The sequence below is a fragment of the Pseudomonas aestuarii genome (genome assembly GCF_027988105.1).
Classification (GTDB): Bacteria; Pseudomonadota; Gammaproteobacteria; order Pseudomonadales; family Pseudomonadaceae; genus Aquipseudomonas; species Aquipseudomonas aestuarii.
Genome location: NZ_JAQJZJ010000009.1, coordinates 84178 through 110968, shown reverse-complemented (window position 1 = coordinate 110968; position 26791 = coordinate 84178). Strand labels below are relative to the sequence as shown.

Annotated in this window: 25 protein-coding genes and 1 pseudogene; 16 read left to right on the top strand and 10 right to left on the bottom strand. The window is 64.3% G+C overall.

Annotation, left to right across the window (positions count from 1 at the left end):
* Window positions 1–156 precede the first annotated feature (156 nt).
* The 6 genes and pseudogenes from hppD to PH586_RS23735 all read left to right on the top strand — a co-directional run bounded on the left by hppD (window position 157) and on the right by PH586_RS23735 (window position 6670).
* Window positions 157–1239 (top strand): 4-hydroxyphenylpyruvate dioxygenase, encoded by a 1083-nt coding sequence (gene hppD / locus PH586_RS18275; RefSeq protein ID WP_271349196.1) that lies wholly within the window; start codon window positions 157–159, stop codon window positions 1237–1239.
* 90 nt (window positions 1240–1329) lie between these two features.
* Complete coding sequence (locus PH586_RS18270) at window positions 1330–2469, top strand: homogentisate 1,2-dioxygenase (RefSeq protein WP_271349194.1); 1140 nt, start codon at window positions 1330–1332, stop codon at window positions 2467–2469.
* A gap of 87 nt (window positions 2470–2556) precedes the next feature.
* On the top strand, window positions 2557–3540 hold the full coding sequence (locus PH586_RS18265; RefSeq protein WP_271349192.1) for a fumarylacetoacetate hydrolase family protein: 984 nt from the start codon (window positions 2557–2559) through the stop codon (window positions 3538–3540).
* A 128-nt stretch (window positions 3541–3668) separates the two neighbouring features.
* A complete protein-coding gene (maiA, locus tag PH586_RS18260; protein ID WP_271349191.1) occupies window positions 3669–4319 on the top strand; it encodes a maleylacetoacetate isomerase in 651 nt (216 codons plus the stop codon).
* Window positions 4320–4633: 314 nt separating this feature from the next.
* Window positions 4634–5812 (top strand): annotated as a pseudogene (locus PH586_RS23740) (HAMP domain-containing protein); the annotation flags it as partial.
* Entirely contained in the window at window positions 5789–6670 is an 882-nt protein-coding gene (locus tag PH586_RS23735) for a methyl-accepting chemotaxis protein (RefSeq protein ID WP_408636996.1), read from the top strand. The pseudogene PH586_RS23740 and the gene PH586_RS23735, both read left to right, overlap by 24 nt.
* A 257-nt stretch (window positions 6671–6927) precedes the next feature.
* Here the strand turns inward: PH586_RS23735 and PH586_RS18250 are convergent, their stop codons facing one another.
* From PH586_RS18250 to PH586_RS18240, 3 genes are all read right to left on the bottom strand, one after another.
* Window positions 6928–8016, bottom strand: a complete 1089-nt coding sequence (locus tag PH586_RS18250; protein WP_271349189.1) for a metal-dependent hydrolase — start codon at window positions 8014–8016, stop codon at window positions 6928–6930.
* A gap of 105 nt (window positions 8017–8121) precedes the next feature.
* Window positions 8122–10032, bottom strand: coding sequence for a putative bifunctional diguanylate cyclase/phosphodiesterase (locus PH586_RS18245; protein ID WP_271349188.1), 1911 nt, complete (start codon window positions 10030–10032; stop codon window positions 8122–8124).
* A gap of 6 nt (window positions 10033–10038) precedes the next feature.
* Window positions 10039–10557: a hypothetical protein gene (locus PH586_RS18240; RefSeq protein WP_271349187.1), complete on the bottom strand. Its 519-nt coding sequence runs from the start codon at window positions 10555–10557 to the stop codon at window positions 10039–10041.
* 257 nt (window positions 10558–10814) lie between these two features.
* Here PH586_RS18240 and arfB point away from each other — a divergent pair, with 257 nt between their 5' ends.
* A complete protein-coding gene (arfB, locus tag PH586_RS18235; RefSeq protein ID WP_271349185.1) occupies window positions 10815–11228 on the top strand; it encodes an alternative ribosome rescue aminoacyl-tRNA hydrolase ArfB in 414 nt (137 codons plus the stop codon).
* Between the two features lie 33 nt (window positions 11229–11261).
* On the opposite strand, the gene PH586_RS18230 is transcribed toward arfB, so the two are convergent.
* Window positions 11262–11894 carry a cation transporter gene (locus PH586_RS18230; protein WP_271349184.1) on the bottom strand — a complete coding sequence of 211 codons (633 nt, stop codon included), beginning with the start codon at window positions 11892–11894 and terminating at the stop codon, window positions 11262–11264.
* A 62-nt stretch (window positions 11895–11956) separates the two neighbouring features.
* Here PH586_RS18230 and PH586_RS18225 point away from each other — a divergent pair, with 62 nt between their 5' ends.
* Window positions 11957–12388, top strand: coding sequence for a MerR family DNA-binding protein (locus PH586_RS18225; protein ID WP_271349183.1), 432 nt, complete (start codon window positions 11957–11959; stop codon window positions 12386–12388).
* A gap of 7 nt (window positions 12389–12395) precedes the next feature.
* Here the strand turns inward: PH586_RS18225 and PH586_RS18220 are convergent, their stop codons facing one another.
* From PH586_RS18220 to gap, 6 genes are all read right to left on the bottom strand, one after another.
* The gene (locus tag PH586_RS18220; protein WP_271349182.1) at window positions 12396–12914 is read right to left on the bottom strand and encodes a DoxX family protein; all 519 of its coding nucleotides are present in this window, start codon (window positions 12912–12914) and stop codon (window positions 12396–12398) included.
* Window positions 12911–13690, bottom strand: a complete 780-nt coding sequence (locus PH586_RS18215; RefSeq protein WP_271349180.1) for an HvfC/BufC N-terminal domain-containing protein — start codon at window positions 13688–13690, stop codon at window positions 12911–12913. Before PH586_RS18215 ends, PH586_RS18220 begins: the two co-directional genes overlap by 4 nt.
* Window positions 13687–14592, bottom strand: a complete 906-nt coding sequence (bufB, locus tag PH586_RS18210) for an MNIO family bufferin maturase (RefSeq protein ID WP_408636987.1) — start codon at window positions 14590–14592, stop codon at window positions 13687–13689. The genes PH586_RS18215 and bufB overlap by 4 nt, the downstream gene beginning before the upstream one ends.
* A gap of 20 nt (window positions 14593–14612) precedes the next feature.
* Window positions 14613–14927 (bottom strand): BufA1 family periplasmic bufferin-type metallophore, encoded by a 315-nt coding sequence (locus PH586_RS18205; protein WP_271349178.1) that lies wholly within the window; start codon window positions 14925–14927, stop codon window positions 14613–14615.
* Window positions 14928–15220: 293 nt separating this feature from the next.
* Window positions 15221–15685, bottom strand: a complete 465-nt coding sequence (locus PH586_RS18200; RefSeq protein ID WP_271349177.1) for a methylglyoxal synthase — start codon at window positions 15683–15685, stop codon at window positions 15221–15223.
* A gap of 194 nt (window positions 15686–15879) precedes the next feature.
* Window positions 15880–16881: a type I glyceraldehyde-3-phosphate dehydrogenase gene (gene gap, locus PH586_RS18195; RefSeq protein WP_271349176.1), complete on the bottom strand. Its 1002-nt coding sequence runs from the start codon at window positions 16879–16881 to the stop codon at window positions 15880–15882.
* Between the two features lie 135 nt (window positions 16882–17016).
* Here gap and edd point away from each other — a divergent pair, with 135 nt between their 5' ends.
* From edd to PH586_RS18155, 8 genes are all read left to right on the top strand, one after another.
* Window positions 17017–18843 carry a phosphogluconate dehydratase gene (edd, locus tag PH586_RS18190; protein WP_271349175.1) on the top strand — a complete coding sequence of 609 codons (1827 nt, stop codon included), beginning with the start codon at window positions 17017–17019 and terminating at the stop codon, window positions 18841–18843.
* The gene (locus PH586_RS18185) at window positions 18840–19796 is read left to right on the top strand and encodes a glucokinase (protein WP_271349173.1); all 957 of its coding nucleotides are present in this window, start codon (window positions 18840–18842) and stop codon (window positions 19794–19796) included. Before edd ends, PH586_RS18185 begins: the two co-directional genes overlap by 4 nt.
* A 65-nt stretch (window positions 19797–19861) precedes the next feature.
* On the top strand, window positions 19862–20590 hold the full coding sequence (locus tag PH586_RS18180; protein ID WP_271349172.1) for a response regulator: 729 nt from the start codon (window positions 19862–19864) through the stop codon (window positions 20588–20590).
* Window positions 20583–22028 (top strand): ATP-binding protein, encoded by a 1446-nt coding sequence (locus tag PH586_RS18175; protein WP_271349171.1) that lies wholly within the window; start codon window positions 20583–20585, stop codon window positions 22026–22028. The genes PH586_RS18180 and PH586_RS18175 overlap by 8 nt, the downstream gene beginning before the upstream one ends.
* Before the next feature lie 161 nt (window positions 22029–22189).
* The gene (locus PH586_RS18170) at window positions 22190–23443 is read left to right on the top strand and encodes an ABC transporter substrate-binding protein (protein WP_271349170.1); all 1254 of its coding nucleotides are present in this window, start codon (window positions 22190–22192) and stop codon (window positions 23441–23443) included.
* Window positions 23444–23660: 217 nt separating this feature from the next.
* Window positions 23661–24569 carry a carbohydrate ABC transporter permease gene (locus PH586_RS18165; protein ID WP_271349169.1) on the top strand — a complete coding sequence of 303 codons (909 nt, stop codon included), beginning with the start codon at window positions 23661–23663 and terminating at the stop codon, window positions 24567–24569.
* Window positions 24562–25398, top strand: a complete 837-nt coding sequence (locus PH586_RS18160; RefSeq protein WP_271349168.1) for a carbohydrate ABC transporter permease — start codon at window positions 24562–24564, stop codon at window positions 25396–25398. The genes PH586_RS18165 and PH586_RS18160 overlap by 8 nt, the downstream gene beginning before the upstream one ends.
* A 10-nt stretch (window positions 25399–25408) precedes the next feature.
* Entirely contained in the window at window positions 25409–26560 is a 1152-nt protein-coding gene (locus PH586_RS18155; RefSeq protein WP_271349166.1) for an ABC transporter ATP-binding protein, read from the top strand.
* The last annotated feature ends 231 nt before the right edge of the window (window positions 26561–26791 follow it).

Here is a 26791-nt window from a genome sequence, read left to right as displayed (position 1 = left end):
GCTGTAAGGTTTTATTGCCAGTGTGCATGCAAGGCGCCGCTGCCCGGCGCCTGGACCGTCTTGTGGGGCGCGCTTGCCTCGGTTGTCATGGAGCTATCCGCATCGTCCTGTGTGTTTGCGAGGACGCGGGATCCACAACAACAACGAGGAGGCGTAATGACCGCCGTGAACAAGATCGAACAGCACAATCCCATCGGTACCGACGGCTTCGAATTTGTCGAGTACACCGCGCCGACCCCGGAAGGCATTCAGCAGTTGCGTGAACTGTTCACCGCCATGGGCTTTACCGAAACCGCCAAGCACCGTTCCAAGGAAGTCTGGCTGTTCCAGCAGAACGACATCAATTTCGTGCTCAATGGCAGCCCCACCGGGCATGTGCGCGAGTTCGGCCTCAAGCACGGGCCAAGTGCCTGTGCCATGGCTTTTCGCGTACAGAACGCGGCCCAGGCGGCGGCCTATGTCGAGTCGCAAGGGGCCACGCTGGTCGGCAGTCACGCCAACTTCGGCGAGTTGAATATCCCCTGCGTCGAAGGCATTGGCGGCTCCTTGCTGTACCTGGTCGACCGTTATGGCGACAAGAGCATCTATGACGTCGATTTCGAGTACATCGAAGGCCGTACGCCGAACGACAACTCGGTCGGCCTGAAAGAACTGGATCACCTGACCCACAACGTCAAGCGCGGGCAGATGGATGTCTGGTCGGGTTTCTACGAGCGGATTGCCAACTTCCGCGAGATCCGCTACTTCGATATCGAAGGCAAACTGACCGGTCTGGTTTCGCGGGCCATGACCTCGCCGTGCGGCAAGATTCGCATCCCGATCAACGAGTCGTCCGACGACAAGTCGCAGATCGAGGAATTTATCCGCGAGTACCACGGCGAAGGCATTCAGCACATTGCCCTGAGCACCGACGACATCTACGCCACCGTGCGCAAGCTGCGCGCCAGTGGTGTGGACTTCATGAAAACCCCGGGCACCTACTATGACAAGGTGGACACCCGCGTGGCTGGTCATGGCGAGCCGACCGAGCTGCTGCGCGAGTTGAATATCCTGATCGATGGCGCACCGGGAGATGACGGCATCCTGCTGCAGATTTTCACCAATACGGTGATCGGCCCGATCTTCTTCGAGATTATCCAGCGCAAGGGCAACCAGGGGTTCGGCGAGGGCAACTTCAAGGCGTTGTTCGAGTCCATCGAGGAAGACCAGATCAAGCGCGGCGTGATCAAGGCCGACTAAGCAAAAACCCTAGGGTGGGTGAGGGCGCACATGAGTCCGCCATCAGCTGGCCTCACCCTACAAAAGCGTTGCATCGAGGAGATACCGGCCATGAGCCGTAACTGGATCAGCTTCCCCCTACGCGAAGGCGAGTGCTCGCGCCAGGCACACTGCGATTTTCCCGCGGGCACCTATGAGCGCGAGATGGGCCGCGAGGGCTTCTTCGGCCCGACCGCGCACCTGCACCACAAGCATCCACCGACTGCCTGGATCGACTGGCAGGGGCCGTTGCGCCCGCACGCCTTCAACTTCAACGACATTGCCAGCGAACGCGACTGTCCGCTGGAGGCGCCGCTGACCCTGCACAACGCCGATATGAAGCTGCGCCTGTGGAAAACCCATGGCGCCATGCGTCACCTGGTGCGCAATGCCGATGGCGACGACCTGTTGTTCATCCATGAGGGCGCGGGGCACTTCTATTGCGACTTCGGTCACCTGGAGTACCGCGACGGCGATTACCTGGTGATTCCGCGCGGCACCGCCTGGCGCATCGAGACCAGCGCGCCGACCTTCATGTTGCTGATCGAGAGCAGCGATGGCGCCTACCAGCTGCCGGACAAGGGGCTGCTCGGCCCCCAGGCGATCTTCGACCCGGCGGTGCTCGAGCATCCGAAGCTGGACGATGCCTTCAAGGCGCAACAGGATGAGAACACCTGGCAGCTGCGGATCAAGCGGCGCAACCAGGTCAGCACCGTGACTTACCCCTACAACCCGCTGGACGTGGTCGGCTGGCATGGCGACAACACCGTGGTGCGCCTCAACTGGCGCGATATTCGTCCGCTGATGAGCCACCGTTACCATCTGCCGCCGTCGGCGCACACCACCTTCGTCGCCAATGGTTTCGTCATCTGCACCTTCACCCCGCGGCCGGTGGAGACCGATCCGGGGGCATTGAAAGTGCCCTTCTATCACAACAACGACGATTACGACGAAGTGCTGTTCTACCACCGCGGCAACTTCTTCAGTCGCGACAACATCGACGCCGGGATGGTCACCCTGCACCCGTGCGGCTTCCCCCATGGTCCGCATCCCAAGGCGCTGAAGAAGAGCCAGGAGGCGCCGGCCACCTTCGTCGACGAGGTGGCGGTGATGATCGACACCCGCCGCGCCCTGGAGATAGATCCGGCCGCCGCGCAGGTCGATGTGCCCGAATACGTCAACTCCTGGCGTGCGCCGGGCAAAGACATCTGAGGTAGGGGCGCGGGGCCGCCCAGGCTGCGCGCACCGCACGCTAACGGAAATCTGTGGTGCGCAGGACGCACCCAACGAGGTTTGAGCATGAAACTCGCATCATTGAATCAAGGCCGTGACGGTCTGCTGATCGTGGTCTCCCGTGACCTGACCCGCGCGGTAGAGGCTCCGGCAATTGCCGCCACGCTGCAGGCCGCGCTGGATCGCTGGGCTGACTGCAGACCCAGGCTGGAGGCCCTGTACCAGCGTCTCAACGACGGTCTGTGCAGCGATGCCTTCGCTTTCGAGCAGAGCGCCTGCCACAGTCCCTTGCCGCGGGCCTACCACTGGGCCGACGGCAGCGCCTACGTCAATCACGTCGAACTGGTGCGCAAGGCACGTGGAGCCGAGATACCGGAGAGCTTCTGGCACGATCCGTTGATGTACCAGGGTGGCGCCGACTGCTTCATCCCCCCCCAGGCACCGATCCGCATGGCCGACGAGGCCTGGGGCATCGACCTGGAGGCCGAGATCGCGGTGATCACCGACGACGTGCCGATGGGCGTCACGGCCGCCGAGGCCGCGCAGCACATCCAGTTGCTGATGCTGGTCAACGATGTGTCGCTGCGCAACCTGATTCCCGGCGAGTTGGCTAAGGGCTTCGGCTTCTACCAGAGCAAGCCGTCGTCGAGCTTCTCGCCGGTGGCCATCACCCCGGACGAACTGGGCGATTGCTGGAAAGACGGCAAGGTGCATCGGCCGCTGGTCTCGCACATCAATGGCAAGCTGTTCGGCCAGCCGGATGCCGGCACCGACATGACCTTCAACTTCCCGACCCTGCTGGCCCATGCCGCCAAGACCCGGCCGCTGGGCAGCGGCAGCATCATCGGCTCGGGCACCGTCTCCAACTACGACCGCAGCGCCGGCTCGTCCTGCCTGGCCGAGAAACGCATGCTGGAAATCATCGAGCAGGGCGAGGCGCAGACACCCTTCCTCCAATTCGGCGACCGGGTACGCATCGAGATGTTCGATGCCGCTGGCCACAGCCTGTTTGGCGCCATCGACCAGGCGGTGGAAAAGTATGCGCCGTAGCATGGGGTGAGAAGCGTAGCGACGATAGCCATCGAGCGCAGTGATGGGTGTCGCTGCGCTCAACGCATCCTGCGGTCTGCACGGGCATCGCCGGAGCGCAGCAAGCTGGCTCTACAGGGAGAATTTACATGCTGACGCTGTATAGCTACTGGCGCTCCAGCGCCGCCTACCGGGTGCGCATCGCCTTAAATCTCAAGGGGCTGACCTATCAGCAGGAGCCGGTGCACCTGGTCAGGGACGGTGGCCAGCAACACTCGGCCGAGTACCGCGCGCTCAATCCGCAGGAACTGGTGCCGCTGTTGGTGGACGAGGGCAATGCGGGGGTGCGTATCGCCCAGTCCATCGCCATTCTCGAATACCTCGAGGAGAGCTTTCCGGTACCGGCGCTGCTGCCCGCCGATCCGGCGCAACGCGCCCAGGTTCGGGCGCTGGCGCTGCACATCGCCTGCGACCTGCACCCACTGAACAACCTGCGCGTGCTGCAGTACCTGAGCGCCGAACTGGGCGTGAGCGATGCGGCCAAGGACGCCTGGTACCGCCACTGGTTGCACGCCGGCCTGGCCGCGGTGGAGCAGGGTCTCGAGGTGTTCGCTGGGCGGCTGTCGCTGGGCGATCGGCCGGGGTATCTGGAAGCCTGCCTGATTCCCCAGCTGTACAACGCGCGGCGTTTCAACTGCGACCTCGCGGGCTATCCACGCATCCTCGCCATGGCCGCCCGCTGCGAACCCCTCGAGGCCTTCCGGCAGGCAGTTCCAGAGGTGCAGCCCGACGCAGCATAAGCCTGCTGGTGGTCATCAGAGATATGAAAAGAGGTGCCCGACATCGAGTCGCACGCCTCTTCTTATGCGCACGTGATCGAGGCAGGCGGCGATCTGCCGTCGGCAGATAGGCGAATAGCCGCCACTCGCAGGTTCTGCTCGGCGGAAAGTCGCCGACACAGGCCCCGGCCAGGGGCGGGGCGCAGCCGCGGCCCGCTTGGCGGTGTATCCATGAGCACCTCTGCCCTGATGCTTCGCGGCAAGCGCTCGGCTTTGGACCGAGGCGAAGGCTGGAGCTGGCGCAAGGGTTGCATTACTCCAGGCTTGAGAGATCGATGCCGTGCCCCTGCATGCCGGCCACACCGCTTCGCAGAAGGCGGGACGGCGCGTCGAATAACAATAATGGAGTTGTGCTTATGTTGCCGTCTGCCGTCCGTCTGTTCACCAACCTTGCCGTGAGCAAGAAGCTGCTCTGCGGTTTTGCCTTGGTATTGCTGCTGACCATCGCGGTGACCGTCAGCGGCTTCATTGCGCTACAGAGCATTCTGCAAGGGCATGCATTGGCCGGGCAATTGACGGCGGTGAATATGGAGATTCTTCAGGCACGGCGTCTGGAGCGGACTTTCGCCATCGAGCAAAGCAGCGAGAGTGCCGAGCGGGTGCGCGCGAGCCTGGCGACCGTGCAAGCGTTGTTGATTGAGCTGGAACAGGGCGCCTCGGCGGTGCAAGCCAAGCGTTACCAGACCATGAACCAGGCGGTGGCCGATTACCTGAGCCAGTTCGACAGTTATGTCGACCTGCAGAACAGGGCGCGTCAGGCGCGTCAGGACATGGGTGCTGCCGCAGTCGAGACGCGCGACCAATTTGAGTCGCTCGAACTGGACATGTACGACGCCGTGCGCGAACTGCGTCTGCAGGGCGACAAACTCCGCGGGAGCGATCCGCTGACCCTGGCGGAAACCGCGTCCGGCATGAGCAAGCGCATGCTCGAACTGCGTGGTCAAGAGAGTCTCTACATCATCGACGGTTCTGCCGAGGCGTTGGCGGAGTGGGCCTACCTCAGCGAGGACCTGCAAAGCGTCGCGCGCAACCTGATGGTGTGGTTGAACGATGAGCAGAAGGCCGCGATCGAAACGGCCTTGCAGTCCTTGACCACCTACCAACGCTCCTTCGGCTATTACCAGCAGGTCCTCCAGCAGAGTCGCAGCACCGAAACCGCGATGATCGAGCGAGCGCGGGCGGTATTCGGTCTGGCCGAGGCGGCGGGAGTCGGCGAGGAGCAGCATATGGCTGGCGCCAGTCGTCAAGCCATGCTGCTGCTCGCGGCCATGGGCGTGGCGGCGGTGATACTCGGCTTGCTGGCAGCCTGGTTGATCACCCGTTCGATCGTCATGCCCTTGCGCCAGAGCGTGGCCTTTGCCCAGCGTATCGCCGAAGGTGACCTGAGCCAGGATTTGCCGTTGCAGCGCAAGGACGAACTGGGCCAGCTCATGGCGGCCATGCAGGGCATGACCGGCAGCCTGCGCACTCTGGTCGGGCGCATTGGTGGCGGCGTGGGCCAGATTGCCGCGGCGGCCGAGCAGCTGTCGGCGATCACCGCGCAGACCAGTGCGGCTGTGCAGAAGCAGAAAATGGAAACCGAGCAGACCGCGACGGCCATGCATGAAATGGCCGCCACCGTGCAGGAAGTGGCACAGAACGCCGAGCAGGCGTCCATGGCGGCCCGCGAGGCCGACCGCGAGGCGCAGCAGGGCAATCGGGTGGTACAGCAGGCGGTGTCGCAGATCGGTAACCTGGCGCTGGAGGTCGATCAGTCGGCCGCCGCGATCCAGGCGCTGAATCAGGAGAGCGCGCGCATCGGCGGCGTATTAGCGGTGATCCGTGCGGTCGCCGAGCAGACCAATCTGCTGGCGCTGAATGCCGCCATCGAGGCCGCCCGAGCCGGCGATCAGGGCCGCGGCTTTGCCGTGGTCGCCGACGAAGTGCGGGCGCTGGCGCGGCGCACGCACGACTCGACGGAAGAAATCGAAGGCCTGATCACCAGCCTGCAGCGCATGGCCGGTGGTGCAGTCGAACAGATGGAAAGCAGCCGCAAGCTGACCCAGGGCACCGTCACCCTGGCCGGCGAGGCGGGCGCTGCCCTGGGTCGCATCACCCAGGCGGTGAGCACCATCGAACAGATGAACCAGCAGATCGCCGCCGCCGCCGAAGAGCAGAGCGCGGTGGCCGATAGCATCAGCCAAAGCATTACCCGGGTGCACGATATCGGCGAGCAGAGCGCCAGTGCCAGCGAGCAAACCGCCGCCTCCAGCGCCGAGCTGGCGCGCCTGGGTATCGAGTTACAGGGCCTGGTCGCGCAGTTCCGTATTTGAGGTGAGCCGGGGGATCGGCGTACTTCGGGAGCAGTCGCAACAGCAGGCCTGGACGCCTGTTCGCCAGCCGCCTAGCTCGAGCAGTCCGCGATCCGCACGCAGGCGGTGCGGAGTCGATCGCCGGTACTGCACACCTCCGGCGGGCTGTGGCTTTGCTCCGAAAGGGTCGCCGCCCGAACCGGCCAGGTTCAGTTCCTCCTCGTCTCAGCGCGGGGTAGTTGCAGCACCGCTGCATCTGAACCCGCGCCTACGGGCTGTCAGCAGTCGTCGCGTTGCGTGGCGCAGGTTTGCCGAGCGGCGCTGAGCAGGGGTTTGCCCAGCTCGTTGGCCCAGGCCGTCAGGGGTACCCGCAGCTCCGGCTGCCAGATGCGCCGCCACAGCACTTGCAGGCGTTGCAGGTCGGGCCGCGCCATTGGCCAGCGCTCGATCTGCGGATTGACCTGCCAGGCGCCATTGTGGCGAACGGCGAAATCGAAGCGGAAGGGGTGGGTGCCGGTCATGCCCAGGCGCAGATCGGTGACCACCAGGTGCTCGCCGATCTGGTCGTAGCGCAGCACCCCATCGGTGAACCAGGCCAGGCGCTGGTGCGCGGCCGAGTCGGCGAGACCCTCGGCCAGCGCGGTGCCGCGCGGCAGGCGGCTGAGCTGCGGCGGCTGTTGGTCGAACCAGCCGACCAGGGCTTCGTGGTAATACGCACCATCGAGCACGATCACGCGCCAGAGCAGGCTGTTGAGTGGGGTCGGGGTGCTGAACAGTGCTTCGGCCTGGATGCCCTGGCGCGCCAGTTGCGCCTCGACCCGTTGCTCGGCCATGGCTTTGCCGGCCAGGGTCGAGCCCAGATACAGGGTCGAGAGGGCCAGGGCGACCAGTGGCGCCTTGGCCATTTTGTCGCGCAGGCCGAAGGCCAGCCCCAGTAGCACGGCGGTGAGCAGCGGCATTGTGTAGAGCGGGTCGATGATGAAGATACTCGACCAGGCCGTGGGCGTCGGCATCAGCGGCCAGAACAGTTGGGTGCCGTAGCTGGTAAAGCTGTCGAGCAGTGGGTGGGTCAGCAACACCAGCGCCAGGGTGGCGAACAATCTTCGCGTCGAATAGCCGGGGTGCGGGCGAAAGCGGCGGACCAGCCAGGTCAGCAGCAGGGTCAGGCCGAAGAGGACGATAAGCGAATGGCTGAAGCCGCGGTGATAGGTCATCTGCGCCACGGCGTCGCCATAGTCGATTACTACATCCAGATCGGGCAGGGTGCCGAGGACGGCGCCATACAGCAGGGCCTTGCGGCCCTGCCAGCGACCGAGCATGGCGCCCTGAATAGTCGCGCCGAGCACCGCCTGGGTAATCGAGTCCATCGCTGTTCGATCCACTGTGGAAGAACGCTTACGGTACACCGTGAGCCGTCGAGGCGGATGTCCGCAATTCAAACCAAAGGTTTCAACCAACGGGTGCCGGGAGTCTCAGCTGCTCAGCTGCACGACTGCGGCCGGTGGGGCAGGCTGGCCGAGGTTGTCGCCATGCCAGTCGATCAAGGCCAGCAGGGGCATGGGTCTGCCATACCAGTAGCCCTGGGCATGATCGCTGCCCAGTTCCCGTATTTTCCGGGCATCCTGCTCATCCTCGATGCCCTCGCAGGTCACCTGGAAACTGAAGGTATGGCACAACTCGATGATGCTGCGAACCACGCTTTGCAGTTGCGGATTCTGGCCGATGCCCTGGATGAAGGATTTGTCGATCTTGATCCGCTGCACGCGCAGTTCGCGCAAATAGGACAGCGATGAATAGCCGGTGCCAAAGTCGTCGAGCGCCACCTGGACCCCCAGTTCGTTGAGCTGGCCGAGGATGTGCGAGCCATCATCAAAGTTGGCGATGGAAATCGACTCGGTCATCTCCACAATCAGTTGCCTGGCCTGGATAGGGGCTTCGGCAAGCCAGTGGCCGAGTTCATCGGGCAGGTTCAGGCCGAACTGAGAGGCGGAGATGTTGATCGAGAAGTACAGAGAGCTGCGCAGGCTGTGCGGTAGGGTCAGCAGGTCCTGCTTCAACTGGCGCAAAATCCATTGCCCCAGGACTGGGCCCAGTTGGTGGTTTTCCGCCAGCTCCACCACTTCCAACGGGGAAATATAGCCGAGCTGTGGATGCTGCCAGCGCAGTAACACCTCGACCCCCAGAGCAGCTTCAGTCAGTGGGACGATAGGCTGGTAGTGCAAGCTCATGCCCGTGGTCGAGGGTTCTGCCAGTGCGTGCTGGAGGTCGCCTAGCAGTTGCTGGCTGCGCAGGTAGCGGCTGCTGATCGCTTCGCTGAATACTTCAATGCCTCTGGTTTTTTTCAGGCCTAGCTCGCGCAAGGCGAGGCTGGCGAAGTAGTAGAGCTTCTGCAGGTTGAGGTTGTTGCCGGAGTTGTAGCTCAGGCCAATCCGGGTGGCCACCTGGAACAGGTGTTTGTCGTTTTGAAAGTCGAAGGTCAGTGCGTAGCTAAGGCTGTGCAGGGTGCCGATGACCAGTTCTTCGGGAAAACTCTCGGGAAAGGTCATGACGAACTCATCGCCGGCCACCCGGGCGACGAAGCTGTCCTTGGGCTTCAAGCGATTGAGCGTCTCGCCGATGCGACTGAGCAACAGGTCGCCGGCCTCGTGACTGATGTTTTCGTTCAGGGCGCGAAAATTACTCAGCTCGATCACCGCCAGGGCGCGGCAAGCACAAGCGCTCGAGTGGTTCTGTTGGGCCTGGAAACTGTTGCGGTTGGGCAGATTGGTCAGTGTGTCGAAGCGGGCCATGAAGCGATTTTTGCGCGCTTCGAGGTACAGCAACAGGCTGAGTCCGCCGCCGCAGAACAGCATGCCGAGCAGGAGGAGTTGGCTCAGATTCTGGCTGCTACGCAGGCCGTCGACGATCCGGGTAGCATCCGGCCCGGTGAAATTTTTGATCATCAGTTGCCGGATCGGCGGCTGGTAGGTGTCGTAGCGTGCGATGGCCTGGTCGATTTCAGACCCGGGTTCTAGTCTGGGGCGGAATACCAGGGCTTCATCGCTGCGTAACTGGACGAAGAGCTGCTTGACCAGGGCTTCGGCGTTGAAACGCTGGCGGATCAGCCGATTTTCTTCGCCAGCCAGGAATACATCGAGACGACTCCACAGCAGGTCGTAGGCCAGCTCCAGCTTTTCCTGGGAGCTGGCGCCCGCCCTGAACAATTGCAGGGTATTGAGAAAGCGCAGGTGTTCGAACTCCAGCTGGGCAAGCGACCAGGCGGAGATCTGGATCCGGGCGGAGGCCTGTTCCGTCATGCGCTGGTTATAGACCAGGGAGGTGCCAATGCCCACGGCAAAGGCCAGGGTGACCAGGGCGAGGAGCGCATAGCGTAGGCGGCTCATCGGCAATTACCGTCCGACGTGCAGGGTTTTCAGCTGCCAGATCATCGACCGTTGATGTTCTTCCTTGCGCAGTTCGGGGAAGTCGCTCAAGGGGTAGACGATCCAGATCGGCCCCTTGTCGCGCACGCTCATGGGCTGGCCATTCTTGTGGGTCGCCAGGATCACCGGGTATTGCCGGGCGGCCTCGAGGTTGAGGCGGGTGGCGTAGTCGTTCAGGGCGGTGGCCTCGAGCCATTCACCGCGGGCCTGGAGACTGTCGATCAACACACTGAGCCTGGGGCCGCGGTAGCTGTCCTGCTGATCGGTCCAGGGCGTCAGGGTCTTGACCTCGACTTGCGGCAGGGCCTGCAGGCGCTGCAGATCGAACAGCGCCTGGCCACCGGGGCAGCAACCGAGCTCGCCGCTTACCGTCAGGATTACCGGATGTTCGGGCGCATCCTGCCAGCTGTCGCTGGCGCTAATGAACGGGCTGGCGAGCATCAGGGTCGGCAACAATAGCATCAGCAGGGTACGGGCAAAGGGCATGGCGAAGAACCGAAGAGGTAGGGGCGCTGCCATAACGAGTGTCCGGCATCGCCATTTCTTATTTTTGAGTGCCGCACTCAGGCATGCACGTTTTGCCGGGAGTGTACGGTGGGGTCTGCGCTGCTGCCAAGCGGCCGATGAGGCTGATGGCTCAAGGATGCCGATGCCTGGTTGCACCCTGCTGTAGTGGGCAGGGCCATACGGCAGCCTTGGTCAGGGTATATCCTTGTCCCTCTGTCACCGCCGAAGCCATTGCCATGCTGGAAATTTCCAATAGCGTCCACCTGCCCGATGCTGAAATCGAGTTGACCGCCATCCGCGCCCAAGGCGCCGGTGGGCAGAACGTCAACAAGGTGTCCAGTGCCGTGCATCTGCGCTTCGACAGCCAGGCCTCATCGTTGCCGGCGTTTTACAAGGAACGCCTGCTGGCGCTGCGTGACAGTCGCATCACCGCCGAGGGCGTGGTGATCATCAAGGCCCAGCAATACCGTACCCAGGAGCAGAACCGCGCCGATGCCCTGGAGCGCCTGGCCGAGCTGATCCGCAATGCCGGCAAGACCGAAAAGGCGCGGCGGCCGACCAAGCCGACCTTCGGCTCGAAGAAACGTCGCCTGGAAGGCAAGACCAAGCGCGGGACGATCAAGGCCGGTCGCGGCAAGGTGGATTTCTGAGATCCCGTGGCGCCTCGACCTTGTCGAGCACCCTCAGGCCTGTTCGAGCGGGGCGCAACTGACCGCGAGCAACTCGTGACGCGCTTGAATCATCACCTGGTAGGCCGATGTCAGGGCCAGGCAGGCCATGCAGCCGGCCACCAGCAGGTCCGGCCAGGCACTGCCGGTGCCAAACACGCCGAGCGCCGCCAGCAGCACTGCGACGTTGCCCAGGGCGTCATTGCGGGTGCACAGCCAGACGCTACGCATGTTGCTGTCGCCCTCGCGATAGGCAAAGAGCAGGGCCGCCACGCCGAGGTTGGCCAGCAGTGCCAGCAGGCCGACGCTGCCCATGGTCTGGGCATCCGGCACTTTGTCGCCGAGTACTTGCCAGACGGCCGTGCCCAGCACACCCACGCCGAAGGCCAGCATCGACAGGGCCTTGAGCAGCGAGGCCCGGGCGCGCATGGCCACACCCAGGCCGAGTACCCACAGGCTGATGGCGTAGTTGCCGGCATCGCCGAGAAAATCCAGCGAGTCGGCCAGCAGCGAAGTCGAGCCGGCGCGGGCACCGGCGCCGATCTCCAGGACGAACATGCTGAAGTTGACCACCAGGGCGATCCACAGAATCCTCCGGTAGCGCTGCGAGCGGGCGACGGGCTGGTTGTTGCAGCAGTGACTGGCCATGGTGGTTCTCCTTGGGCGGGGTGCGTTGTACGCTAAACCCTGTAGTCGCTACGGAGTCAACCATGAGCAAGGCTTTTACCATCGGCGCGCTGGCCCGCGAGAGCGGGGTCAACCTGGAAACCATTCGCTTTTACGAGCGCAGCGGCCTGCTGCCGACACCGGCGCGCAGTGTGTCCGGCTATCGCCACTACCAGGCGATCGACGTACGCCGGCTGCGCTTCATCCGGCGTGGTCGCGAGCTGGGGTTCAGTCTCGGCGAGATCAAGGCGCTGATCGAGCTGGCCGGTCATCCGCAGAGCCCTTGCGCCGAAGCCGACCGGCTGGTGCAGGAGCACTTGCAGGCCATCGAGGCGCGCATCCAGGATCTGCAGCGGATGAAGGCCGAGCTGGCCAAGCTGGCCGGCTGCGACGGCGAGCAGGCCGAACACTGCCGCCTGCTGGAGGCGCTGGACAGCCGTGACTTAGGTCTCGGGGACGGTGCGCGAGGCGACTGAGCACCGCTCAGTCGGTATAACCATAGCGCCGGGCAATCAGCTGGTCGATGGCCAGCACTCCGGGGCCCTTGGCTGCCAGTAGCAAGAGCACGGCGGCCCATACGCCATGGGTCGGGTAGGCGCCCGGGTAGACCAGCAACTGAATCACCAGGGTCATGCCGAGCAACGCCAGTGCGGAGAAGCGCGTGGCCAGGCCAAGCAGGATCAGCAGCGGGAAAAAGTGCTCGCTGAATGCTGCCAGTTGCGCGGCCAGCTCCGGGGGCACCAGTGGCAGCTGGTACTCATACTCGAACAAGGGCACGGCCGAGGCGGAGAGCTTCGGCATGCCGATTTCGAACGTACCGGAAACGATATCGATGGCCAGGCCTTCGACCTTGGTTTGCCCCGATTTCCAGAAGGTTGCGGCGATGGCAAAGCGGCCAACAAAGGCAATCAGGCTGTAGGGAATCAGCTTGCACAGATCGACCGTACGAGCGATCAGGCGGACCGGCAGGGAAGCCTGGGCCAAGGACGGATTGGGGGTCATGGGAGTTGCCTTTGGTGGTTGTACGCCGAGTGAGTAATTGCTCCAGCCCGCAGCAAATGGGCCAGGCAGGTGCCGAGATCGAAAGCATCGTTGAGGGCATGGGCCTGTTCTGCGGCGTGGCCGAGCGTGAGCCCGGCTTGCAGTGCCTGGATGAACAGGCTGTCGCTCTGGTGAATGCCAATCACCTCGACCTGCAGGCCGTTGCGTAGGACCAGGGCGCTCTGCGCCTGGTGGGGGTCGACGTCGGCGATCTGCAAGCTGCCCTGATGGGCGGCCCAGAGTGAAACCACGGCGAAGCTCGAATCGAGCAGGCCGAGTGCGGGCTGCAATTGCAGCAGAAGGTCGCGAAGGCGATCCGGCGCGGCCAGCGCCGCTGTCAGCGTCTCGCTCGCCAGTGGCGCTACGTCAGCGGCGTGGTAGGCGCGCACGCGCAGCCGCTCCAGGCGTGCCACGTCTGCCAGATAGGGCAGGCTGCTGGCGGGGGCAAACGCCTCGATGAAGTCGGCGAAGTCGGCGCCATACTCGGCCAGAATGCGCGTGCGCGGCGGCGACTGACGCACGTAGAGGGCTGCCATGGCGCGAAAGAACGCCTCGCCGAGCAGTTGCTGCACCACCGGAAAACTGGCGGCCAGGGCATCGACCAGCGAGCTGAGGACGTTGTTGCGGTAGACGGCGAAGCGCACCGCGGGGTCCGAGCCGTTCCAGGTGGTCAGCTGCGCTGGGCAGTCGCGCTCGGGATCGAGCAGGGCCGCGACGAATTCCCGTTGGCTGTTCATGGCTGCGCCTGCCTGGTGCGTGGTTGATGCCGCTGGAGCAGCGCTTGCGCCTGCTGCGCCTCTTGCACCCATACCTCCAGGGGCGGTATGTCATTGTCCCGCTCGATCAGGGTCGGGGTGGCACCGATCAGTTGCAGGACCTCCGTGTACAGCAGCCACACGGCCGCGTCGACAGGTGCGCCATGGTTGTCGATCAGCAGGCGATCGCCTGCCGCATCGCGGTCTTCGGCGAAGCCGGCTAGATGGATTTCGCCGACGGCATGCAGCGGCAGGGCGCGCAGGTAGGCGTGCACGTCCCAGTGGTGGTTGATGCCGGAAACATAGGCATTGTTGACGTCCAGCAGCAGGCCGCAACCGCTGCGGCGCACGACTTCGCTGATAAATGTGGCTTCGTCCATGCTCGAGTTGGAAAATTCGACATAGGTGGCCGGGTTTTCCAGCAGTAGCTGGCGCTGCAAGCGGCTTTGCACCTGATCGATATGCTCGCAGACCCGGCTAAGGGTGGCGGTGTCGTAGGCGACTGGCAGCAAGTCGTTGAGAAACAGGTCGTCATGGCTCGACCAGGCCAGGTGCTCGGAAAATGATTCTGGCTGGTAGCGTTCCAGCAGCGCGGCCAGGCGCTCCAGGTGGTTCAGGTCGAGGGGCTGCTGAGCGCCGATCGACAAACCGACGCCGTGAATCGACAGCGGGTAGCGTTCGCGGATCAGGCCCAGGTAATGATGGAAAGGTCCGCCCGCCACCAGGTAGTTCTCGGCATGCACCTCGAAGAAGCCGACTGCCGGGCTGCTGTCGAGGACCTGCTGGTAGTGCTGCGACTTCAGGCCGATACCGGCCTGGCAGGGCAGCAGGGGCCGGAGTGCAGGAGCGCTGTTGGCAGCGTGAGTTGGCGAGGCAAGCATCATCAGCGCTCCTGTGTGGCCGATCAGGACTGCTTCACTTCCTTGAACGCCTCGAGCTGGCCGAAGCCGGTGGGCGAGGTTGGCGAGGCGGTCTGTTCGCAGGTGCCTTTGGGCACGAATTTCCAGGAATTGCCCTGGTAGTCGATCTTCGAGGTGCCGGCGCAGGTGGTGCCGGGCCCTGCGGCGCAATCGTTCTTGCCTTGCATGGCGACGCCAAAGCATTTTTCGCTGTCTGCCGCCTGAGCGGTGACGGGCACGCTGGACAACGCCAAGGCGGTGCCCAGGGCAAGGGCGAGCGCGGCGGCCGAAACAACGTTCTGGGAAGCGGTGGTGTTCATCTGGGTAGCTCCGTTTTAGCGATTGAGGTAATGCATGGGTGATCGTCTGGAACGCTACGCCGCCGGTGTTGGGTTGTGGCCACGCTTGCCGTTCTTGCTTCTAGAGACGCGGCGCTTGTGGTTTTGTTACAGGCACGCTCGAACAAACATGCCTCTGCGCTTTGGATTGGCGGGGCGTGGCAAGATTTCGCGGGCGACCTGAGTGGTGCGGGTGGTGGCCAAGGGCGCCGGTCCTGGCGCCGCGGCGCGGCGTTGGGGGGCCGTATCGCGGCTGCCTCAGTGGCGTGTGCCGGTTAACTGCGGGCGGCGAGGTAGGTGCTGTAGTCGGGAATCCGGTAGTCGTGGGCCTGATCCAGCAGCGCGCTGCTGAGCATGTAGTCGGCGCTGCTCTCGGTGCAGGCCACCGGGATATTCCACACCGCCGCGACTCGCAGCAGGGCCTTGATGTCCGGGTCGTGGGGCTGCTGCTCGAAGGGGTCCCAGAAGAACACCAGCATGTCCACGCGCTGCTCGGCGATGCGCGCGCCCAGTTGCTGGTCGCCGCCCAGCGGGCCGCTGAGCATGCTCTCGATCGGCAGGTCGAGGCGCCGACCGAGCAGCAGGCCGGTGGTGCCGGTGGCCAGCAAATGGTGCCTGGCCAGTTTGTCGCGCTGGCGCTCGCTCCAGTCGAGGAGGAATTCCTTGCAGTGGTCGTGGGCAACCAGGGCGATGCGCTTGCGCGCCGGCAGGCTGGCGGTGGTGAAGCTGATACGGCTCATATGCGAGTCCTGGATTTGACTGGGTAGCCCGGATGCAATCCGGGACGGTGATTTCCCGGATTGCATCCGGGCCACGGTATCAGTACGCATCGTAGGAGCGGGGGGGCGCCCAGTCCCATGCCCGCGATCCTTGGTCTGGCAGGCGCTATCGCGGCCATGGCCTCCGCTCCTTCGGGCTTGCGGCGCAGTGGCTTTCAGGGTGCCGCACACAGGGCCAGGCAGGTATCGAGCATACGGTTGGAAAACCCCCATTCGTTGTCGTACCAGGCCATGACTTTCACCAGTCGGCCGCTGACCTTGGTGTGGTTGGCGTCGAAGATCGACGACAGCGGGTTGTGGTTGAAGTCGCAGGACACCAGCGGCAGGCTGTTGTAGCCGAGCACCGGGGAAAGCTGGCTGGCGGCCTGGAGCAGGGCGTTGATTTCATCGCTGCTGGTGTCGCGCTTGACCTGTAGGGTCAGATCGACCAGCGAGACGTTGATCACCGGCACCCGCACGGCCATGCCGGTCAGCTTGCCGGCCAGTTCCGGCAGTACCAGGCCGACCGCTTCGGCGGCGCCGGTCTTGGTCGGGATCATCGACTGGGTCGCTGAGCGTGCACGGTAGGGGTCGCTGTGGTAGACGTCGGAAAGGTTCTGGTCATTGGTGTAGGCGTGAATGGTGGTCATCAGGCCGTGTTCGATACCCAGTTCGCGTTGCAGCACCTGGGCCACCGGGGCCAGGCAGTTGGTGGTGCAGGAGGCGTTGGAGATGATCTGCATGGACTGGCGCAGAATGTCGTGATTGACGCCATAGACGATGGTGGCGTCGGCGCCCTTGGCCGGCGCCGAGATGATCACCTTGCGCGCGCCGGCGGCGAGGTGGGCGGCGGCCTTGTCGCGCTCGGTGAACAGCCCGGTGCACTCGAAGACCACGTCGACCTTGAGCGCCTGCCACGGCAGGTCGGCCGGGTTGCGAATGGCGCTGACGGCGATACGATCACCATTGACCGTGAGGCTTTCGCCATCGCTGTCGACGCTGCCGGCGAAGATCCCGTGCACGCTGTCGTACTTGAGCAGGTGGGCATTCATCGCACTGTCGCCCAGGTCATTGATGGCCACCACCTGCAGCTGTTGGCGGTAGTCTTGACTGTAGAGGGCGCGGAGCACGTTGCGGCCGATGCGGCCAAAACCGTTGATTGCGATGCGTATAGTCATGGGTGAGGTCCTGACCTGATTTTGTTGTTGGAATTACAAGATTATGCCCGTAAGTGTAGAAATCAAGTGTTTTGAGTGGCAGTATTTTTGTATTAAGTACAAAATATCGCTATTCGCCAGCCTGGAGTCAACCACATGCATCCCCGCGTACTTGAGGTAACCGACCGCCTGATCGCCCGCAGCCGTGCCACGCGCGAGCCCTATTTGGCGATGATTCGCGCGGCGGCCAGCGAAGGCCCGCAGCGCGGCAAGCTGCAATGCGCCAATTTTGCCCATGGTGTGGCGGGTTGCGGCAGCGAAGACAAGCAGACCCTGCGCCTGATGAATGCGGCCAACGTGGCGATCATTTCGGCTTACAACGACATGCTCTCGGCCCACCAGCCCTACGAGAACTATCCCGAGCGGATCAAGCAGGCCCTGCGAGAAATCGGTTCGGTCGGCCAGTTCGCCGGCGGCGTGCCGGCCATGTGCGATGGCGTGACCCAGGGCGAACCGGGGATGGAACTGGGCATCGCCAGCCGCGAAGTGATCGCCATGGCCACCGCCGTGGCGTTGTCGCACAACATGTTCGACGCCGCGCTGTACCTGGGCATCTGCGACAAGATCGTGCCCGGCCTGCTGATGGGCGCCCTGCGGTTCGGTCATCTGCCGAGCCTGTTCGTGCCGGCAGGTCCCATGCCGTCCGGGTTGTCGAACAAGGACAAGGCCGACGTGCGCCAGCGCTATGCCGAGGGCAAGGCAACGCGCGACGAACTGCTGGCTGCCGAGATGGCCGCCTACCACAGCCCTGGCACCTGCACCTTCTATGGCACCGCCAACACCAATCAATTGCTCATGGAAGTGATGGGCCTGCATCTGCCGGGCGCCTCCTTTATCAATCCCAATACGCCACTGCGCGATGCCCTGACCCGCGAGGCGGCGCAGCAGGTGACCCGACTGACCAAGCAGAGTGGGCAATTCATGCCGCTCGGCGAGATCGTCGACGAGCGTTGCCTGGTCAATTCCATCGTCGCCCTGAGTGCCACCGGCGGGTCGACCAATCACACCCTGCATATGCCGGCCATCGCCCAGGCCGCGGGGATTCAGTTGACCTGGCAGGACATGGCCGACCTCTCGGCGGTGACGCCGACCCTGGCCCACGTCTATCCCAACGGCAAGGACGATATCAACCATTTCCAGGCCGCCGGCGGTATGGCCTTCCTGATCCGCGAGCTGCTCGATGCCGGGCTGCTGCATGAAAACGTCAACACCGTGGCCGGTCACGGCCTGAGTCGTTACACCCGCGAGCCCTTTCTGGACAACGGCCAACTGGTCTGGCGCGACGGTCCGAGCAAGAGCCACGACGAAAACGTGCTGCGCCCGGTGGCCAATCCCTTCTCCGCCGAAGGCGGTTTGCGCCTGATGCAGGGCAACCTCGGTCGCGGGGTGATGAAGGTCTCCGCCGTGGCCCTGGAGCACCAGTTGGTCGAGGCCCCGGCGATGGTATTCGAGGATCAGCAGGAGTTGGCCGATGCCTTCAAGGCCGGCGAGCTGGAGCGTGACTTCGTCGCGGTGATGCGCTTTCAGGGCCCGCGCAGCAATGGCATGCCGGAACTGCACAAGATGACTCCGTTCCTCGGCGTGCTGCAGGATCGCGGCTTCAAGGTGGCCCTGGTCACCGACGGGCGCATGTCCGGCGCCTCGGGCAAGATCCCGGCGGCCATCCATGTCTGTCCCGAGGCTTACGGTGGCGGGCCGTTGGCGCTGGTGCGCGACGGCGACTTGATTCGCCTCGACGGTCACACCGGCGAATTGCAGTTGCTGGTCGAGGCCGCTGAGCTGGCGGCGCGCGAGCCGGCGGTCGGCACCCTGGACAATGCCGTGGGCTGCGGCCGCGAGCTGTTTGCCTTCATGCGCCAGTCCTTCAGCTCGGCAGAGCAGGGCGCCTGCGCCTTCACCACCAGCCTGGAGGCACTGAAGTGAAACTGGCCCTGGTCGGTGATATTGGCGGCACCAACGCGCGCTTCGCCCTGTGGCGCGACCAGCAGCTGGAGTCGGTGCGGGTGTTGCCCACCGCCGACTATCCGGGCCCGGAACAGGCGATCCGCGCCTACCTGGGCGACCTCGGCCTGGCGCTGGGCGCGGTCGATTCGGTGTGCCTGGCCTGCGCCGGCCCGGTCAACGGCGACCAGTTCCGCTTCACCAACAATCAGTGGCGCATCAGTCGCTCGGCCTTCTGCCGCGAGCTGCAGGTGCGCGAGTTGCTGCTGGTCAACGACTTTACCGCCATGGCCCTGGGCATGACCCGCTTGGCTGATGACGAGCGGCGGCCGGTCTGTCCCGGCGTGGCAGAGTCGGATCGTCCGGTGGTGGTGATCGGCCCGGGCACGGGGCTGGGCGTCGGTACGCTGCTGGCCCTGGCTGATGGCAGCTGGCGGGCCTTGCCCGGCGAGGGTGGGCATGTCGACCTGCCGATCGGCACTCCGCGCGAGGCCGAACTGTGGCAGCAGCTCTACCGCCGGCTCGGCCATGTGCGCGCCGAGGATGTGCTCAGCGGCAGCGGCTTGTTGCTGCTCTATCGCGTGATCTGCGCGCTGGATGGCCATGAAGAACGCTTGCGCTCGCCGGCCGAGGTCACAGCGGCGGCGCTGGCTGGCGATGCCGTGGCCGTCGCGGTGCTGGAACAGTTCTGCTGCTGGCTCGGTCGCGCCGCCGGCAACAACGTGCTGAGCCTGGGCGCACGCGGCGGGGTGTATATTGCCGGCGGTGTGGTGCCGCGCTTTGCCGAGTTTTTCCTGGCCAGCGGCTTCGCCCGCTGCCTGCGCGACAAGGGCCGCATGAGCGATTACTTCGATGGCATTCCGGTGTGGCTGGTGACGGCCGAGTACCCGGGCCTGATGGGCGCGGGCGTGGCCTTGCAGCAGGCTTCGGTGTAGGGTGCCGCGCGGCGTACCCTGTGGCCCGGGGGCGTTACCCCCTATGAGAATAAGGACGGCGGACCATGAGCCAGCCCGGAAAATCGATTCTGCTGGTCGACGATGACCAGGAAATTCGCGAACTGCTGCACACCTACCTGAGCCGTGCCGGCTTCCAGGTGCGCACCGTCGGCGATGGCGCCGGCTTTCGCCAGGGCCTGTGTGCCGAGCCGGCGGATCTGGTGATTCTCGATGTGATGTTGCCCGACGAGGATGGTTTCAGCCTGTGCCGCTGGGTGCGCGAGCATCAGCGCTTCGCCCAAGTGCCGATCATCATGCTCACCGCCAGTTCCGATGAGACCGACCGGGTCATTGGTCTGGAATTGGGCGCCGACGATTACCTCGGTAAGCCGTTCAGCCCGCGCGAGTTGCTGGCGCGGATCAAGGCGCTGCTGCGCCGTGCACATTTCACCCAGGAGCGCGGCAGCGAGGTGCTGGCGTTCGATGAGTGGCGCCTGGACATGGTCAGCCACCGGCTGTTCCATGAAGACGGCGAGGAGGTGATCCTCTCCGGCGCCGACTTTGCCCTGCTCAAGTTGTTTCTCGACCACCCGCAGCAGATCCTCGACCGCGACACCATCGGCAACGCCACCCGTGGCCGCGAGGTGATGCCGCTCGAACGCATCGTCGACATGGCGGTCAGCCGCCTGCGCCAACGCCTGCGCGATACCGGCAAGCCGCCGCGGCTGATCCGCACGGTGCGCGGCAGCGGTTACCAGTTGGCCGCGGTGGTCACCCCCCATAGCCATGTTTAGCCTGCGCAAGCTGTTGCCGGTGCCGCGCTCGCTGCTCGGGCGCATGTTGCTGCTGACCCTGCTGGTGGTGTTGCTGGCCCAGGCGCTGTCGAGCCTGATCTGGGTTTCGCAGTTGCGCGCCAGCCAGATGGAAGGCTTGCTTGCCAGCTCGCGCAGCCTGGCGCAGTCGATGGCCGCCAGCGTCAGCTATTTTCGCTCCTTGCCCCTGGGTTACCGGCCCCTGGTCCTCGACCAGTTGCGCAATATGGGCGGCACGCGCTTCTTCGTCTCGCTCAACGACAAGCCGCTGAGCATGCAGGTGCTGCCGGAAACCCCACGCAAGCGCGCAGTGCTCGATGCGGTCGATGCTACCCTGCGCGAGCGGCTGGGCAACGACCTGGACCTGCTGGTGCAGTTCGTCAGTCCCGACGATTTGCGCATCTTCAATAACGCCCTGAAACTCGACGAACTGCCGCGTTCCTGGGCGCATTACGCCTTGAGCCTGGAACCGCTCAATCCGCCGGTGCTGGTGACGCAGATCCAGATCGCGCCGGGGGAGTGGTTGTATCTCGCCTCACTGTTGCCCGAGCCCTATGCCGGCCTGGAGCAGCAGGGCCTGCCGGCCCAGCAATTGTGGTTCATCATCCTCACCAGCAGCTTCTTGTTGCTGTTCATCGGCGTGCTGGTGCACTGGCAGAGTCGCCCGCTCAAGCGCCTGGCGCTGGCGGCGCGGGATATGTCCCTGGGCAGCGAGGTCGAGCCGCTGGCCGAGGCCGGTGGCAGCGAGGTGGTCGAGGTCAGCCGTGCGTTCAACGCCATGCGCGAGCGTATCGGCCGCTACCTGCGCGAGCGCAGCCAGTTGTTCAGCGCCATTTCCCATGACCTGCGTACGCCCATCACCCGCCTGCGTCTGCGCGTCGAACTGCTCGACGACGAGGCCGTGCAGGCCAAGTTCAGTCGCGACCTGGATGAGCTGGAGATGCTGGTCAAGGGCGCGCTGCAGTGCGTCAAGGACACCGATATTCACGAAAATATCGAGCCGGTCGACCTCAACCAGTTGCTCAATTACGTGGTCGAGCCTTATCTGGCGCCGGCCGGCAATGGTCGGGTGACCCTGGATGGCCGGGCGTGCGCGGCCTATCCCGGTAAACCCCTGGCACTCAAGCGCTGCATCGGCAATCTGGTGGACAACGCGCTGAAGTACGGCGAGCGTGCCCACCTGCATATCGAGGACGATGACCAAACCTTCGTCCTGCATGTCGACGACGAGGGGCCGGGCGTGCCCGAGCAGCGCCTGGAGCAGGTGTTCGAACCGCATTTTCGTCTGGCCGGCCAGCAGCAGGGCTATGGCCTGGGCCTGGGCATCGCACGCAACATCGCCCACAGCCACGGCGGCGAACTGAGCCTGCGCAACCTGCGCGAAGGCGGCCTGCGGGTGACCCTGAGCCTGCCGCGATGATGGCGGCCGCAGGGCGCGCCCTGCGGTGTACGTGCTTTGTCACCAGCCTGTGACCTTCGCGCATCCCTTCGTTACCCGCCAGGCAGCCGACCTTGGTTAGACTCGATTCCAGCGCAAGCACCAGACTTGCCCGTGAATAACAACAAGAAAGGAACCTGCTCATGAATGCGATTTCTCGCCTGGCCACTGCTGTGTCTCTCGCCTATCTGCTGCCCCTGACAGCCCTTGCCGGTGAAGTCGAAGTACTGCACTGGTGGACTTCCGGTGGCGAAAAACGCGCCGTCGACACCCTGCAGAAACTCATCGAAGACCAGGGCCACACCTGGAAAGACTTCGCCGTTGCCGGTGGTGGTGGTGAGGCGGCGATGACCGTGCTGAAGACCCGTGCGGTGTCCGGCAATCCGCCCGCTGCCGCGCAGATCAAGGGCCCGGACATTCAGGAATGGGGCGAGCTGGGTTTGCTCGCCGATCTCGACGAAGTCGCCAAGCAGCAGCAGTGGGATACCTTGCTGCCGCCGCAGGTGATCGAGGTGATGCAGTTCGGCGGCCATTACGTGGCGGTGCCGGTCAACGTGCACCGGGTCAACTGGTTGTGGATCAACCCCGAGGTGTTTGCCAAGGCCGGCGCCACCGCGCCGACTACCCTCGACGAATTCTTCGTCGCCGCCGACAAGCTCAAGGCCGCAGGCTTCATGCCGCTGGCCCATGGCGGCCAGCCCTGGCAGGACAGCACCGTGTTCGAGGATCTGGCCTTCGCCGTGCTCGGTCCCGAGGACTTCAGCAAGGCCTTCGTCGACCTGGACGAGAGCGTGCTGACCAGCGCCAAGATGGTCGAGGTGTTCGCCGCCCTGCAGAAACTGCACGGCTATGTCGATGCTAATGCCGCCGGGCGTGACTGGAACAGCGCCACCGCCATGGTGATCAACGGCAAGGCCGGCATGCAGATCATGGGCGACTGGGCCAAGAGCGAATGGACCGCCGCCGGCAAGGTCGCCGGCAAGGACTATCAGTGCCTGCCGTTCCCCGGCACCCAGGGCAGCTTCGCCTACAACATCGATTCGCTGGCGATGTTCAAGTTGGGTAACGCGGACAACCGCAAGGCCCAGGAAGACCTGGCGCGCACCATCATGGCGCCGCAGTTCCAGGAGTTCTTCAACCAGAGCAAGGGCTCGATCCCGGTGCGCACGGATATGGACATGAGCAGCTTCGATGCCTGCGCGCAGCAGTCCATGCTCGACTTCAAGGCGGCTGCCGCCAGCGGTGGCCTGCAGCCGAGCCTGGCCCACGGCATGGCCGCCTCCAGCTATGTGCAGGGTGCGGTATTCGACGTGGTGACCAACTTCTTCAACGACCCCAAGGCTGATCCGCAGAAGGCTGCCCAGCAGCTGGCCGCGGCTATCCAGGCCGTGCAGTAGGTCAGCCCAGGCCGCCGGCGCGCCGGCGGCGTTCCCAGGGCGGTTAGCCCGTAGGGCGGGTGCAACCCGCCGCTTATCAACCCGATGTCCCCGGTGCATGCCTGTTGGCGCGCTTCGCGGGATCGGCCGCGCCGCATTCCAGGAAATTCGCATAACCCCTGGTCGGCGAAATGCGGGTTTCACCCGCCCTACGGGCCGCAACACAATGGAGTCACCCATGAGTTCAATCGCGGTTTTCACCAAGGCCTCACCGCTGGATGCGCTGCAACGCTGGCTGCCCAAGCTGGTGTTGGCGCCGAGCATGCTGATCATCCTGGTCGGTTTCTACGGCTACATCCTCTGGACCTTTGCCCTGTCGTTCACCAGTTCGCGTTTCATGCCCAGCTATTCCTGGGTTGGCCTGCAGCAGTATGCGCGCTTGTGGGGCAACGACCGCTGGTGGGTGGCGAGCCAGAACCTGCTGCTCTTCGGCGGCCTGTTCATCGGCATCAGCCTGGTGCTCGGGGTGATGCTGGCGGTGCTGCTGGATCAGCGCATTCGCCGCGAAGGCTTTATCCGCACCATATTTCTCTACCCCATGGCGTTGTCGATGATCGTCACCGGCACCGCCTGGAAATGGCTGCTCAACCCCGGCCTGGGCATCGACAAGATGCTCCGCGACTGGGGCTGGGAAGGCTTTCGTTTCGACTGGCTGGTGGACCCGCATCGGGTGGTGTACTGCCTGGTGATCGCCGCGGTCTGGCAGTCCTCGGGCTTCGTCATGGCGCTGTTCCTCGCCGGCCTGCGCGGGGTCGATCAGTCGATCATTCGCGCCGCCCAGGTCGATGGCGCCAGCCTGCCGAACATCTACCTGCGCATCGTCCTGCCGAGCCTGGGTCCGGTGTTCTTCAGCGCGCTGATGATCCTCTCGCATATCGCCATCAAGAGCTTCGACCTGGTTGCCTCGATGACCGCCGGCGGCCCCGGCTACGCCTCCGATCTGCCGGCGATGTTCATGTATGCCCACACCTTCACCCGCGGCCAGATGGGCCTCGGCGCCGCCAGTGCGATCCTCATGCTCGGCGCGGTGCTGGCGATCCTGGTGCCCTACCTGTACTCCGAGCTGCGAGGCAAGCGCCATGACTAGCCGTTCCTCGCTCAGCCTGAGCCGCGTGGCGATCTACGCCACCCTGTTGGCCGCCTGCGCGGTCTACCTGATCCCGCTGGTGGTCATGCTGTTGACCAGCTTCAAGAGCCCGGAAGACATCCGCACCGGCAACCTGCTGTCCTGGCCCGAGGTGTTCACCGCCATCGGCTGGCTGAAGGCCTGGGACGGGGTCGGCGGCTACTTCTGGAACTCGGTGAAAATCACCATTCCGGCGGTGCTGATCTCCACCGTGATCGGCGCGTTGAACGGTTATGTGCTGGCCATGTGGCGTTTCCGCGGTTCGCAGCTGTTCTTCGGTCTGCTGCTGTTCGGCTGTTTCCTGCCGTTCCAGGTGGTGCTGCTGCCGGCGTCCTTCACCCTCGGCCAGCTCGGCCTAGCCAACACCACCGGCGGTCTGGTGCTGATCCATGTGGTCTACGGCATGGCCTTCACCACGCTGTTCTTTCGTAATTACTACGTGAGCATTCCGGATGCCCTGGTGCGGGCGGCGCGCCTGGATGGCGCGGGCTTCTTCACCATCTTCGGGCGCATCCTGCTGCCCATGTCGACCCCGATCATCATGGTCTGCCTGATCTGGCAGTTCACCCAGATCTGGAACGACTTCCTGTTCGGCGTGGTGTTCGCCAGCGGCGATACCCAGCCGATCACCGTGGCCCTGAACAACCTGGTCAACACCAGCACCGGGGCCAAGGAATACAACGTCGACATGGCCGCGGCGATGATCGCCGGGCTGCCGACCCTGGTGGTCTACGTACTGGCCGGCAAATATTTCCTGCGTGGGCTCACAGCCGGCGCCGTCAAAGGTTGAGGTAACAACAATGGCAACCCTCGAACTGCGTAACGTCAACAAGTCCTACGGCAGTGGCCTGCCGGATACCCTGAAAAACATCGAGATCTCGATCGATTCCGGCGAGTTCCTGATCCTGGTCGGTCCTTCCGGTTGCGGCAAATCCACCCTGATGAACTGCATCGCCGGCCTGGAGGACATCAGCGGCGGGGCGATCCTGGTCGACGACCAGGACATCAGCGGCATGAGCCCCAAGGACCGCGACATCGCCATGGTCTTTCAGTCCTATGCGCTGTACCCGACCATGACCGTGCACGGCAACATCGCCTTCGGCCTGAAGATGCGCAAGATGGCCCCGGCCGAGATCGAGGCGGAAGTCGCGCGGGTGGCCAAGCTGCTGCAGATCGAACACCTGCTGGGGCGCAAGCCCGGCCAGCTCTCCGGCGGCCAGCAGCAGCGCGTGGCCATGGGCCGGGCGCTGGCGCGACGGCCGAAGATCTACCTGTTCGACGAGCCGCTGTCGAACCTCGACGCCAAGCTGCGGGTGGAGATGCGCACCGAGATCAAGCTGATGCACCAGCGCCTGAAGACCACCACGGTCTACGTCACCCACGACCAGATCGAGGCCATGACCCTGGGCGACAAGGTGGCGGTGATGAAGGACGGCATCATCCAGCAGTTCGGCACTCCGAGGCAGATCTATAACGACCCGGCCAACCTGTTCGTCGCCAGCTTCATCGGCTCGCCGCCGATGAATTTCATTCCCCTGCGCCTGCAGCGCCGCGACGGCCAACTCTTCGCCCTGTTGGACAGCGGGCAGGCGCGTTGCGAGCTGCCGCTGGGGGTGATGGAGGCGGGCTTCGAGGATCGCGAGGTGATCCTCGGTATTCGTCCCGAGCAGATCCTCCTGGCCACGGCCGAGAGCCGCAATCAGTCGTCGATACGCGCCGAAGTCGAAGTCGTCGAGCCCACCGGGCCGGACACCCTGGTGTTCGTCGAGCTCAACCAGACCAAGGTCTGCTGCCGCATGGCCCCGGACGATGCGCCGCAGGTGGGGCAAACCCTGGAGCTGCAGTTCGACCCGAGCAAGGTACTGCTGTTCGACGCTCAGAGCGGCGAGCGCCTGCTGCCGGGCAAGGCGCAACCGCTCGAGCACAAGGTCGCCCAATTCATGACCGGTTAGCGCGCCGCTGCCAGGGCCGCTGCGGCGGTCGGGCAAGGCAATCGGCAATTCTCATGCAAGCCAAGCGTGGCTCCGGGTCATTCCGGGGGCACCCCTGGGTGCGCGCGGCGCACCCTCAGCGAATCCCCCGCCTCGGCGGTAACCGCAGCACTTCACACAATAAAAACAATCAGGAGCAGCCATGAAGATCAGTCTCAACCCTGTCGTAGCCCCTCGCCCCAGTGGTGCGCG